This window comes from Pseudonocardia sp. WMMC193, from assembly GCF_021728735.1.
GTDB lineage: Bacteria > Actinomycetota > Actinomycetes > Mycobacteriales > Pseudonocardiaceae > Pseudonocardia > Pseudonocardia oroxyli.
In genome coordinates this window covers 2,482,275-2,495,198 of the sequence record NZ_JAKKDO010000003.1, presented here as the reverse complement: position 1 = coordinate 2,495,198, position 12,924 = coordinate 2,482,275, and the positions used below count along the sequence as shown (strand labels likewise).

The 12,924-nt window shown below is 74.6% G+C and carries 9 protein-coding genes and 1 riboswitch; of the genes, 2 read left to right on the top strand and 7 right to left on the bottom strand.

Going from position 1 to position 12,924, the window contains the following annotated elements; all coding sequences use genetic code 11:
• Window positions 1-11: 11 nt before the first annotated feature.
• From L3X23_RS13210 to L3X23_RS13200, 3 genes are read right to left on the bottom strand one after another with little or no spacing between them, the layout of a single operon-like run.
• Window positions 12-1,538 (bottom strand): precorrin-2 C(20)-methyltransferase, encoded by a 1,527-nt coding sequence (locus L3X23_RS13210; RefSeq protein WP_237192503.1) that lies wholly within the window; start codon window positions 1,536-1,538, stop codon window positions 12-14.
• Between the two features lie 3 nt (window positions 1,539-1,541).
• On the bottom strand, window positions 1,542-2,171 hold the full coding sequence (locus L3X23_RS13205) for a precorrin-8X methylmutase (protein WP_237192502.1): 630 nt from the start codon (window positions 2,169-2,171) through the stop codon (window positions 1,542-1,544).
• Complete coding sequence (locus L3X23_RS13200; protein ID WP_237192501.1) at window positions 2,168-3,373, bottom strand: nitrite/sulfite reductase; 1,206 nt, start codon at window positions 3,371-3,373, stop codon at window positions 2,168-2,170. Before L3X23_RS13200 ends, L3X23_RS13205 begins: the two co-directional genes overlap by 4 nt.
• A gap of 85 nt (window positions 3,374-3,458) precedes the next feature.
• Window positions 3,459-3,581: riboswitch (cobalamin riboswitch) on the top strand.
• A 62-nt stretch (window positions 3,582-3,643) separates the two neighbouring features.
• Here L3X23_RS13200 and cobN point away from each other — a divergent pair.
• The gene (gene cobN / locus L3X23_RS13195) at window positions 3,644-7,321 is read left to right on the top strand and encodes a cobaltochelatase subunit CobN (RefSeq protein WP_237192500.1); all 3,678 of its coding nucleotides are present in this window, start codon (window positions 3,644-3,646) and stop codon (window positions 7,319-7,321) included.
• Between the two features lie 58 nt (window positions 7,322-7,379).
• The gene (locus tag L3X23_RS13190; protein WP_237192499.1) at window positions 7,380-7,970 is read left to right on the top strand and encodes a DUF4232 domain-containing protein; all 591 of its coding nucleotides are present in this window, start codon (window positions 7,380-7,382) and stop codon (window positions 7,968-7,970) included.
• Between the two features lie 30 nt (window positions 7,971-8,000).
• Here L3X23_RS13190 and L3X23_RS13185 read toward each other — a convergent pair whose 3' ends face one another.
• From L3X23_RS13185 to L3X23_RS13170, 4 genes are all read right to left on the bottom strand, one after another.
• Complete coding sequence (locus L3X23_RS13185; RefSeq protein WP_237192498.1) at window positions 8,001-8,903, bottom strand: DMT family transporter; 903 nt, start codon at window positions 8,901-8,903, stop codon at window positions 8,001-8,003.
• Between the two features lie 22 nt (window positions 8,904-8,925).
• Window positions 8,926-10,248: an MFS transporter gene (locus L3X23_RS13180; RefSeq protein WP_237192497.1), complete on the bottom strand. Its 1,323-nt coding sequence runs from the start codon at window positions 10,246-10,248 to the stop codon at window positions 8,926-8,928.
• A 33-nt stretch (window positions 10,249-10,281) separates the two neighbouring features.
• Entirely contained in the window at window positions 10,282-11,343 is a 1,062-nt protein-coding gene (locus L3X23_RS13175) for a tartrate dehydrogenase (RefSeq protein WP_237192496.1), read from the bottom strand.
• 81 nt (window positions 11,344-11,424) lie between these two features.
• Window positions 11,425-12,867 carry a ketol-acid reductoisomerase gene (locus tag L3X23_RS13170; protein WP_237192495.1) on the bottom strand — a complete coding sequence of 481 codons (1,443 nt, stop codon included), beginning with the start codon at window positions 12,865-12,867 and terminating at the stop codon, window positions 11,425-11,427.
• Window positions 12,868-12,924: the final 57 nt, after the last annotated feature.

The window sequence follows — 12,924 nt, the reverse complement described above, 5'->3', positions numbered from 1 at the left end:
TCCATAGTGCGTCAGTAGTGGCGGGGGGTGAAGACGGTGGTTCGTCCGCCCCTTGTCACCGTGCGGGTTCGGCTGGAGCCGACGATCACCAGGGTGCGCATGTCCACCAGCTCCGGGTCGAGCTCGCCCAGCGTCGTGACCGTGATCCGCTCGCCCGCCCCGCCGACGTCGCGGCCCAGCACCACCGGCGTCTCGGGGGCGCGGTGGGCCAGCAGCGCGTCCCGGGCCGCCCCGACCTGCCACGGGCGGGCCTTGGAGCGCGGGTTGTAGATCGCGATCGCCAGGTCCGCCTGCGCCGCGTGCACGAGCCGGTCCACGACGGTCTCCCACGGCTTGAGCCGGTCCGACAGCGAGATCATCGCGTAGTCGTGCCCCAGCGGCGCCCCCACGGCCGCGGCCACCGCCTGCGCCGCGGTCAGCCCGGGCAGCACCCGCACCGGGACGTCGAGGTACTTGGGTTCCGACGCCACCTCCAGCACGGCCGTCGCCATCGCGAACACCCCGGGGTCCCCGGCGCTGACCACGACCACCGACCGGCCGCTGGCCGCCAGGTCGAGGGCGTGCGCGGCCCGCTCCGCCTCCACCCGGTTGTCGCTGGCGTGCCGGGTCTGGCGCGGGTTGGGCGGCACCCGGTCCAGGTAGGGCCCGTACCCGACGAGATCGTCCGCCTCGGCGAGCGCGGCCGCGGTCTGCGGGGTGAGCCAGTCCCGCCCCGCGGGCCCCGTCCCGACCACCGTCACCCCACCCCGTGAGTGGCGATAGTCGCTCTGGCGACTATCGCCACTCACGGGGTCGGTGGGCTCCTCGGGGACGCTCGCCGCGACCTCGCCGGGCAGGATCGCGATCGAGAAGTAGGGGACCGAGGCGGGGTCGACGTCCGCGAGCGCGCCGGTGCGCTGGCCCGCCATCGTGGCCCGCTCCACGAACCGGGCGCGGTCGAGCTTGCCCGCGTCCTCGAACGCCGCGCGCACGGTCCCGAAGGTCCGCCCCAGCTTCATGACGGCGGCGGAGTCGGTGACCCGCAACCGCTCCGCGAGCTCCTCGCGCGGCAGCGTCCCGGGCAGGACGGTGAGCACCTCGTCCCGCTCGACCAGGGGCTGACCGAGCGCGGCGGCGGCGCCGGCCACCGACGTCACGCCCGGGACGACCTCGGCGCGGAACCGGCCCGCGAGCCGCTTGTGCATGTGCATGTAGGACCCGTAGAACAGCGGGTCGCCCTCGGCCAGCAGTACCACGTCCCGGCCCGCCTCCAGGTGGGCGGCCAGCCGGGCGGCGGCCTCGGCGTAGAAGGCGTCGATCGCGCCCTGGTAGTCCGTGACGGTCTCCGTCGTGACCGGGTAGACCAGCTGCTCCTCGACCTGGTCGCCGCGCAGGTACGGCTCGGCGATGCCGCGCGCGATGGAGCGGCCGTGGCGCGCCGAGTGGTAGGCGACGACGTCCGCGGCCCCGATCAGCCGGGCCGCCTTGATCGTGACGAGCTCCGGGTCGCCGGGGCCGAGCCCCACGCCGTAGAGGGTGCCGTAGAGAGTGCCTGGCATGTCCTAGATCTCCTGCTCGCTGGCCAGCGCGTTGAGGGCCGCCGCCGTGATCGCCGACCCGCCCCGGCGGCCGTGCACCACGAGGAAGTCCAGGTCGGGGCGGGCCGCCAGGGCCTCCTTGGACTCGGCGGCACCGATGAAGCCCACCGGGATGCCGAGGATCGCGGCCGGGCGCGCGGCCCCGGCGTCGATCATGTCGAGGAGGTGGAACAGGGCGGTCGGGGCGTTGCCGATCGCGACGACCGCGCCGTCGAGCCGGTCTCGCCACAGCTCCAGGGCGGCGGCGGACCGGGTGGTGCCCAGGCGTTCCGCGAGCGCCGGGACCTCGGGCTCGCGCAGCGTGCAGACGACCTCGTTGTCCTTCGGCAGCCGCGCCCGGGTCACGCCGGAGGCGACCATCATGGCGTCGCACAGGATCGGGGCGCCGTCCCGCAGGGCCGCGCGCGCCGCCGTCACGACGCCGGGGGAGTACGCGATGTCGCCGGTGAGGTCGACCTGTCCGCAGGCGTGGATCATCCGGACGGCCACGTACCCGACGTCCGGCGGGAACCCGGACAGGTCCGCCTCCGCCCGGATCGTGGCGAAGCTCCGCCGGTAGATCTCCGCGCCGTCGCGGATGTAGTCGCTGGTCATGTCCTGTCCAATGCGGAGAGATCGGGAACGCGGAGATCGTCGATGCGGTAGGTGCCGTCCGGCTGCGCGACGACGTCGAGGTGCGGCCCGTGCGGTGCCCCGCACCGCCGCTCGCACCCGACGACGTGGGCGCGCGGCAGGTCGGTCGCGGCGGCCAGCAGGTCGCGGACGTCCCCCCGCACGTCCGCGTGGGACTTCGCGCACCCCGGCCGCCCGGCGCAGGCGCTGATCCGGAGCGCGGGATCGTCCGGGGTGCGCAGGCCGGCGGCGTGGAGTCGTTCCGCCGCACCGGGTCCGGGGTCCGCCAGCACGACGGTCCGCCAGGGCGTGACGATCACCTCGGTCGCGGACGCGGCGAGCGCCCGCAGCTGCGCCGCCGACACCTCCCCGAGCACCGGCGCCACCACGAGCGCGGGCCCATGATCCACGGTCGAGGAGGGAAGCGGTCGGTTTCCGACCGTCCCGCTCCCGAGGTGTGGATCATCCCCGTCGCCGTCCGCGCGCGGATCCGCGGCCGCCGGACCGCCCGCGGGTCCGGCCAGCGCCCGGGCGATGCGCGCCGGCGCGTCGGGGATCTCGCTCGCCCGCCAGGCACCGCACCCCGGCTCCTGCGTGCGGAGGGTGAGAAAGACCTCAGCGGCGGCGACCAGTAGGGCAGGCGCCTCGGCGACCGGGCACCCGACCGTCGTGGGCTCCCCGGCCACCAGGAGAACGCCCTGGTCGGGACCGGTCGCGCGCCAGCACAGATCGGGACGCTCGGCCGCGACGTCACCTCGCCCGTCGTCGAGGGCGAACAGGAACCGGCCGGGGAGGCCCGCCAACGCCGGGACGGCGCACAGCCGCGCGTCCAGCTCGCGGGCGAGGCCCCGGACGTCCGCCAGGCCACCGTCCACACCGGACAGCGGCGAGGCGAGCACGTTGCGCACCCGCTCGTGGGTCGACGAGGGCAGCAGACCCGCCGACCGCAGCCGCTGCTCGAACCGCGGATCCTCCCGGGAGAGCCCTCTGAGCTGCAGGTTCCCCCGCGAGGTCAGGTGGACCGCCCCGTCCCCGAGCTCCTCGGCGCTCCCGGCGAGCACCCGCAGCTGCGCCGCCGTGACGACCCCGCCCGGCAGCCGCACGCGGGCCAGCGCGCCGTCCGCGGCGTCGTGCGGGGCGAGGACGCCGGGGCACGCGTCGGCGCGGGTGCGGGGGGAGGACACGGCGACACTGTAAGCACGGCGGCTTGACTCGGGGTGAGCGTGTTGCGGAGAGTGGGGTCACCACAACCGAAGAGGCGTGCGGAGCCAGGAAGCCGGTGCGAGTCCGGCGCGGTCCCGCCACTGTCACCGGGGAGCAGACCCCGCACCGACGGCCACGGGGAGACCCGGAAGGCCCGGGGCGAGCGACGATCCGGGAGCCAGGACACTGCCCGCCACGCCACCCACGCACACTGACCCGGGACGAGGATCCCGAGGAAGGGACTCGCCGCGATGCCCCGTGTCCTGCTGTTGTCGACGTCGGACACGGACCTGTTGTCCGCCCGCGCCTCCGGGGCGGACTTCCGCCTGGCCAACCCCAACCGCGTGCTGCTCGACGAGCTGCCCGGGATGGTCGCCGAGGCGGACGTCGTGGTGGTCCGGGTGCTCGGCGGCTACCGGTACTGGGAGGACGGGCTCGACCTCCTGCGCGCGGGCGACACCCCGCTCGTCGCACTCGGCGGGGAGATGGCGCCGGACGCGGAGATGATGGAGCTCTCCAGCGTGCCCGCGGGTGTCGCCGCGGAGGCGCACACGTACTTCGCGCAGGGCGGCGCGGAGAACCTCGGCCAGCTCCACGCGTTCCTCAGCGACACCGTGCTGCTCACCGGCGAGGGCTTCGCGCCGCCGGTGGAGCTGGCCGAGTGGGGGGTGCTCGAGCGCGCCGCCGCCCGCCCCGCCGCCGGCCCTGACGCTGGGGACGCCCAAGCACCGCTCAGTGACGCTCGGGACGCCCAAGCGTCAGGCCCCGCGCCGGCCGGCCCCACGGTCGCCGTGCTCTACTACCGCGCCCAGCAGATCGCCGGGAACACCGCCTACGTCGAGGCGCTGTGCCAGGCGATCGAGGCGCGCGGCGCCACGGCCCTGCCGATCTTCTGCGCCTCCCTGCGGCAGGCCCCCGCCGCGCTGCTGGAGACGCTGAGGCGGGCCGACGCCCTGATCGTCACCGTGCTGGCCGCGGGCGGCACCAAGCCCGCCTCCGCGCAGGCGGGCGGCGAGGACGAGGAGTGGGACGTCGCCGAGCTCGCCGCGCTCGACGTGCCGATCCTGCAGGGCCTCTGCCTCACCTCCAGCCGCGCCACCTGGGAGGAGAACGACGACGGGCTCTCGCCCCTGGACGTCGCCACCCAGGTCGCCGTCCCCGAGTTCGACGGCAGGCTGATCACCGTCCCATTCTCCTTCAAGGAGGTCGACGCGGACGGGCTGTCGGTCTACGTCCCGGACCACGAGCGGGCGGCGCGGGTCGCCGGCATCGCCGTGCGGCACGCGGAGCTGCGCCGGATCCCCAACGCGGACAAGAAGATCGTGCTCATGCTGAGCGCGTACCCCACCAAGCACGCGCGGATCGGCAACGCGGTCGGGCTGGACACCCCGGCGTCGACGGTCGCGCTGCTGCACGCGATGCGGGAGGCGGGCTACGACATCGGGGACTTCCCGGGTGTCGACGCGCAGGACGGCGACGCGCTGATCCACGCCCTCATCGAGGCGGGCGGCCAGGACCCGGACTGGCTCACCGAGGAGAAGCTGGCGGGCAACCCGATCCGCATCTCCGCGCAGACCTACCAGCGGTGGTTCGACACCCTCCCCGAGGACCTGCGCGCGGGCGTGACCGAGCACTGGGGCCCGCCGCCCGGCGAGCACTACGTGCAGGACGGCGACATCGTCGTCGCGGCGCTGCGCAGCGGGAACGTCACGCTGATCGTGCAGCCGCCCAGGGGGTTCGGCGAGAACCCGGTCGCGATCTACCACGACCCGGACCTGCCGCCCTCGCACCACTACCTGGCCGCCTACCGCTGGTTGGCCGAGGAGTTCGGGGCGCACGCGGTCGTCCACATCGGCAAGCACGGGAACCTGGAGTGGCTGCCGGGCAAGACCCTGGGCATGTCCGCGAGCTGCGGCACGGACGCCGCGCTGGGCGACCTCCCGCTGATCTACCCGTTCCTGGTCAACGACCCGGGGGAGGGCACGCAGGCCAAGCGCCGCGCGCACGCCACGCTCGTCGACCACCTGATCCCGCCGATGGCCCGCGCCGAGACCTACGGCGACATCTCCCGCCTCGAGCAGCTGCTCGACGAGCACGCCAACGTCTCCGCCCTCGACCCCGCCAAGCTCCCCGCGATCCGCCAGCAGATCTGGACGCTGATGACCGCGGCGAAGATGGACCACGATCTCGGGCTGGACTCCCGGCCGCACGAGGCCGAATTCGACGACATGCTCCTGCACGTCGACGGCTGGCTGTGCGAGATCAAGGACGTCCAGATCCGGGACGGGCTGCACGTCCTGGCCGCGGCCCCCGAGGGGTCCGTCCGGGTCGACCTGGTCCTCGCCATGCTGCGCGCGCGCCAGATGTGGGGCGGCGAGCAGAACGTCCCCGGCCTGCGCGAGGCCCTCGGCCTGGCCGAGGACGGCACGGAGGCCCGCGGCGAGGTCGACCGCGTCGAGGCGCTGGCTCACGGCCTGGTCGCCGACATGGAGGCCGCCTGCTGGAACCCCGACGCCGCCGCGGAGATCGTCCGCTCCCGCCTGTCCGACACGCGAGTCGGACACGCCGAGCCGCAGGCCGAGATCGTCGAGCGGATCCTGCGGTTCGCCGCGACCGAGGTGGTGCCGCGGCTGGCGGAGACCGCGCACGAGATCGACCGGATCCTGCACGCGCTGGACGGCGGGTTCATCCCCGCGGGCCCGTCCGGCTCCCCGCTGCGCGGACTGATCAACGTGCTGCCCACCGGCCGGAACTTCTACTCCGTGGACCCCAAGGCCGTCCCGTCCCGGCTCGCCTGGGAGACCGGGCAGGCGATGGCGGAGTCGCTCGTCGAGCGCTACCGGCGCGACCACGGCGGCGAGTACCCGCGATCGGTCGGCCTGTCCGTCTGGGGCACGAGTGCCATGCGGACCAGCGGGGACGACGTCGCGGAGGTCTTCGCGCTGCTGGGCGTGCGCCCCGTCTGGGATGAGATGTCCCGGCGCGTCACCCGGCTCGAGGTGATCGACCTCGAGGAGCTCGGCAGGCCGCGCATCGACGTCACGGTGCGCATCTCCGGCTTCTTCCGGGACGCGTTCCCGCACGTCCTGGCCCTGCTCGACGACGCGGTCCAGCTCGTCTCCGACCTCGACGAGCCCGCCGAGCAGAACTTCGTGAAGGCCCACGTGCTGCAGGACGAGCAGCGCACCGGGGACCGGCGCCGCGCCACCACGCGGATCTTCGGGTCCAAGCCCGGCACCTACGGCGCCGGTCTGCTCCAGCTCGTCGACTCCCGCAACTGGCGAGACGACGCCGACCTCGCCGAGGTCTACACGACCTGGGGCGGCTACGCCTACGGCCGCGGCCTCGACGGTGCACCCGCCCGCGACGACATGGAGACGGCCTACCGGCGGATCGCGGTGGCGGCCAAGAACACCGACACCCGCGAACACGACATCGCCGACTCCGACGACTACTACCAGTACCACGGCGGGATGGTCGCGACCGTCCGCGCGCTGACCGGCACCGCGCCCGAGGCGTACATCGGCGACTCGACCCGGCCCGAGTCCGTCCGCACCCGGACCCTGCACGAGGAGACCGCCCGGGTCTTCCGCGCCCGCGTGGTCAACCCGCGCTGGATCGAGGCCATGCGTCGGCACGGCTACAAGGGCGCCTTCGAGATGGCGGCCACGGTCGACTACCTGTTCGGCTGGGACGCGACGACCGGCGTCGTCGCGGACTGGCAGTACGAGAAGCTCACCGAGACCTACGTGCTGGACCCGGACAACCGGAAGTTCCTGTCCGAGTCGAACCCGTGGGCGTTGCACGGCATGGCCGAGCGGCTGCTCGAGGCCGTGGAGCGCAAGCTCTGGGAGGCCCCCGAGCAGGCCACGCTCGACGCCCTGCGGCAGGCCTACCTGGAGACCGAGGGCGACCTGGAGGCCGAGTAGCACCACGATCGGGCGATCCGTGCTGCGCGGCGGCCCGCGCCGGGCCACCCTGTCGGACATGATCGTTCGTTCGGTGCGCGCCGTCACGTTGATCGCCGGGACGTTGCTCCTGGCCGCCTGCGGGTCGAGCGCCGCCCCACCGCCGGGCGTCGCGTCGGTGAGCGCGACGCCGGCGCCCACCAGCGCCGCGACCACGTCGGCGGCGAACGCCGGCGGCGGCGCCACGGTCAAGTGCAGCCTCGACCAGCTCGAGGCGTCGGTCGGCCGGACCACCGGCGAGGCGGGCCAGCGGCACACCACGATCGTCTGGACCAACACGTCGTCGAAGCCGTGCGGGATCACCGGGTTCGGCGGGGTCGACCTCAAGGGCCCCGACGACCCGACGTTCGGGCCGACCTACTCGCTGCCGCGCGACAGCTCCACGCCGCGGCCGCTGGTCCTGGAGGCGGGACAGGCCGCGCACACCGTCATCACCTGGCTGCCGCCGCAGGACGGCGGCGGCTGGACCCCGACCGGCATGCTGGTCACCCCGCCCGACGAGACCCGCTCGGCCCAGCTGCCCTGGCCCGGCGGCGCGGTCCAGCGCCAGGACGGCGCCACCCACCCCGGCACCTACATCGGCCCGGTCCTCCCGGGCGCCGAGGCCTGAGCGGCGGGGTCTGAGCGGCGGGGTCCGCGGTCACCGGCCCGGTGACGGGGGAGTCGTCGGCACGCTGAGGGGCACGGCCGGGACGGGCGTCGGCCGGTGCTCGGGGCGGGCCGCCAGCAGCGCGACGCCGACGGACGTCACCACCGCGCCGGCCACGCCGAGCAGCAGGGCGACCGGGTCGGCGCCGAACGGCTCGCCCATCACCAGGACGCCCAACGCACCCGCGGCGAGCGGGTCGACGAGGGTGACGACGGCCAGCGGCGCCCCCAGCCCGCCGTCCCGGTAGGCGTGCTGGGCGAGCACGACGCCCATCAGCATCGCGGCCCCGACCAGGGCGAACCGGGCGGGCTCCGCGCCCTCGACCATGATCACCTTGACGGTGCCGGAGGCCAGCCCGAAGCTCAGTGCGGCGCCGATCGCGTGGCACACCGCGGCCGCCCGCGGCCTGCTGTGGCCGAAGACCGCGGCCGCCGCCACGGCCGCCGCGACGAGCAGGGCCAGGATGCCCGCAGCGGGCCAGAGACCGATCGCCGCCTCCGGGTGGGCGCCGTGCGGGCCGTGCGGCACGGCGGCGAGCACCAGCGGCAGCCCGACGACCACGCACGCGACCCCCGCCCACGAGCGCCCGCTGATCGGCTCGCCGTTCACCCGCCTGCCGATGAGCAGCGCGAACGCGACCGCGGACACCCCGACCGGCTGGACCACGACCAGGGGGCCCGCATGCAGGGCCAACAGGTGCAGCCCCGCGGCCGTCAGGCTCGCCAGGATCGCCGCCCACCAGCCGCGGCGGCGCGCCAACCGGCCGACGAGGGCGAGGCCGCTCGCCCCGTCCACCCCCGCGAAGCGGCACGCCTCCCGCTGCTGGAGCACCGCGGAGAGCCCATAGAACACCGCGGAGGCCACGGCGAGGAGCGCCGCCACACCGATCTGCACACCACCAGACTAGGGGGAACTCCTAGGCGGCCGTGCGGGGCGCGATCACCACCCCGACCACGGCGAGTCCCACCAGCACCACGAGCAGCACCGACAGCGCCACCGCGGGCCCCGCGAGCAGGGCGAGCAGGGTGCCGCCGAGTCCGACGAAGGTGGCCTGGGCGAGCTGGTCGGTGAGCTGGGCGGCGGCGGAGTCGTAGCCGACCTCGGTCGAGGCGGCCAGCAGCAGGAACGACAGCGACGAGAAGCCCAGACCCATGCCCAGGCCCGCGACCAGCCAGAACGGCAGCGCGAGCCACGCGAGACCCCAGCTCGGCGCGACCAGCAGCAGCCCGGCGGCGCCGACCGCGATGCCGCACATCCCGATCCGCAGCAGCATCGGGCGGGGGAGGTCGGGGTGGCGGCCCTGCCAGGCCGAGGCCGCGGACCAGCCCAGCGAGCCTGCGATCAGCGGCAGCCCGGCGGCGGTCAGGGACCAACCGTGGACGGCGGTGAGCAGCAGGGGGAGGAACGCCGTCGTCGTGAAGAAGGCGCCCGCGATCAGGCCGCGCCCGGCGACCACGGCGGCGATCCCGCGGCGGGCCCGGAACGTGCCCGGCGGGACGAGCCTGCGCAGCGCCGGGACCAGGACGGCGACGGCGGCGAGGGCGACCAGCCCGCCCCGGACGTCGGGATGGCTGCCGGCCCAGCTCAGCGCCGCGACCCCGACGGCGGCGGCGAACGCGGCGGGGACCACGCCGCGGCGCGGGACGGTGGGCTCGGGCGGGCTCAGGTTCCGGACGGCGGGCAGCACCAGCAGGGCCGCCACCGCCACCAGCGGCAGCAGCCCGAGGAAGACCCAGTGCCAGGACAGGTGTTCGGTGACGACCCCCGCGACGGGCGGCCCGACCAGCGAGGGCAGCACCCAGGCCGAGGAGATCAGCGCGAACACGGCGGGCCGGGAGCGCGGGGCGTACACCTGCGCGACGAGCACGTACACGGCGACCGCCTGCGCACCCGCGCCGAGGCCCTGCAGCATCCGACCGGCCAGGAGCTGGGCGAACGTGCCCGCGGTGCCCGCCACCAGCAGCCCCAGACCGAACACCGCCGGAGCGGCCAGCAGAGCGGGCCGGGGACCGCGGGCGTCGCTCACCCGGCCGCCGAGGACGGTGCCCACCACCATCGTCACGATGAACGCGACGAACGGCCAGGCGTAGTCCTCCACCCGCGCGAGCTCCGCGACGACGGCGGGCATCGCCGTGCCCACGCCCATCTGCTCGAACGCGATGAGACTGATGAGCAACACGATCCCGACGGTCACCGACCGCCGCGACCGCCCGAACAGATCCTCCCGCACCACACTCACGGTGTCACGGTGCACCCTGAAGTCCGGTTCAGGTCAAGGCTCCACACTGCGCCGGGGCCAGAGCCGGGCGAGGAACTGCGCGGTGAACTCGGTCGTCCCGACGTCCCCGGCGAGGTCCCTCGTGCGGCTGCCCTCGGCCAGCTGGGCGCGCATGGCGGCGGTGACCTCCTCCGCGGCCTCGGCGTGACCGAGGTGCTCGAGCAGCATCGCGGCGGACCAGATGGCGCCCAACGGGTTCGCCAGGTCCCTGCCCGCGATGTCCGGGGCCGAGCCGTGGACGGGCTCGAACATCGACGGGAACTCGCGCTCGGGGTTGAGGTTGCCGCTGGGCGCGATGCCGATCGAGCCCGCGACGGCCGCGGCGAGGTCGGACAGGATGTCCCCGAACAGGTTCGACGCCACGATCACGTCGATGCTCCGCGGGTCCAGCACGAGCTTCGCGGCGAGCGCGTCGATGTGCTCGCTGCGCCACGCGACGTCCGGGTGCCGCGCCGCCCGCTCGGCGACGATCTCGTCCCAGAACGGCATCGAGTGGATGATCCCGTTGGACTTGGTCGCCGACACGACGTGCTTGCGGCGCCGCTCGGCGAGCGCGAACGCGTAGTCCGCGATGCGGGAGACGCCGGTGCGCGTGAACACCGCCTCCTGCAGCGCCAGGTCCGTCCCGACCCGCCCGCCGACCTCGGAGTACTCGCCCTCCGAGTTCTCCCGGACCACCACGAAGTCCACCCCGGAGGCGTCGGCGAGCGGTGAGCGGACGCCGTCGAACACGGCGATGGGGCGCAGGTTGACGTACTGGGCGAAGCGGCGCCGGATCGGGATGAGCAGGCCCCACAGCGAGACGTGGTCCGGCACGCCCGGCCACCCGACGGCGCCGAGCAGGATCGCGTCGTGGCCGGCGATCCGGTCGAGGCCGTCCGCGGGCATCATCGCGCCCTCGTGGGCGTAGCGCTCGCAGGACCAGTCGAGGGTGTCGTAGGTGAAGGCGATCCCGTGCCGCCTGCCGACGGCGTCGAGCACCGCGGTGGCGGGCGGGATCACCTCCTGCCCGATGCCGTCTCCGGGGATCAGGGCCAGGCGGTGGGTCGTGCTCATGATCCCGCAGCCTACGGCCGCTCGTGAGCGGTAAGTGGTGCTCTGGCACCACTTACCGCGCACGGGCGCCGCAGGCGCGGATCAGACGGAGATGTCGACGCTCGGGCGGAGCTCGGCGGCCGCGGCCAGGGCCTCGTGGACGGGGTTGGCCAGGAAGCCCGCGACGAGCTTGTCGTCCGCCTGCGCGCCGACCGTCGGGAGGGCGATCTGCTCGTAGGCGGCCTGGAAGCGCGGACCCCAGCGGCGGGTGCCGAGGCGGGCGGTGCGGGAGCAGTTGTCGACCATGTAGGCCACGTCGCGGGCGTGCATGTACGGCAGCAGCGAGTCGACGGCCTCGATGATCGACTCGTTGACGATCTCCGACCAGGCGTGCCCGCGGTCGGCGAACTCGTCGACCTGGGCGACCATCGTCGCGACGAACATGCCCGCGGTGAGCGGGTCGATCGGGGTCTCGTGCGTGGCGCGGCGGGCGCGGACCTCGTCCCCGTGGGCCCACATCGGCGAGCCGCCGATCCGCGACATCGGGCGGACGGCGAGGCGGGCGTCGGCGAGGACGACGCTGCGGAGCTCGGTGCCGTCGGCGACCTCGTCGTAGATCTCGGCGACGATCTCGCGGGCGGCCGCGTAGGTCGCGCTGTAGGCGCGGTCGAACAGCTCCGCGTCGGTGCCCTCCCGCACGGCCCGCAGACCGGCCCGCGAGATGGTGCGCGCGATCGGGCCGGTGACGGTCTCGCAGGCCCGCTCGTAGGCGGTGACCGGGTCCGCCCCGTCGAGCAGGAACCAGCGGTAGAGCGCCTCGACGAGGCCGTGGACGGCGCCGAGCAGGATCCCGCGCTCGCCGACGATGTCGCTGCGGTACTCCGACTCGAGGGTCGTCTCGAAGGTGTACGGCGAGCCCAGGCCGACCGACCAGGCCAGTGCACGGTCGGTCGCGTGGCCGTCCGGGTCGGCGTGGACGGCGATGGAGGCGTTGATGCCGGCCCCGTTCACTGTCGCGCCCTGCTCGTACAGGCGGCGGACCGAGTCGCCCATCCCCTTGGGGCACACGGCGATCACGGCGTGCCCGGCGGGGAGGTCGCCGCCGGTCGCGCGCAGGTGGCCGAGCAGGAAGCCGTGCGAGAGGCCGATGGTGGCGCCGGGCTTGAGCGCGGCGAAGATCTCCTGGTGCTGCGCGGCCAGGGCGGCGTCGGCGATCAGCAGGACGACGAGGTCGGACTCGGCGACGACGGCGAGGACGTCGCCCAGGGTGCCGGACTCCTCGGTGAAGCCGTGGGCGCGGGCGTCGGCGCGCGACGGCGAGTCGGGCCGCAGCCCGACCGAGACCGTGATCTCGGTGCCGGACAGCGAGTCCCGCAGGTTCTTCGCCTGCGCGCGGCCCTGCGGCCCCCAGCCGATCACGCCGATCCGCCGCACGCCGTGGAAGGCCTGCGGGAGCAGCGGGAAGAGGTGGCGCCCGCCGCGCAGCACCGTCTCGGTGCCGCCGGGGACGGTGAGGGTCTCGGTCTCGAAGACGTCCGAACGCATGGATCCTGTGTACGGTGACCGGCGGTCTTCCGACAAGCGCAGGTACTGGAGCGGAGC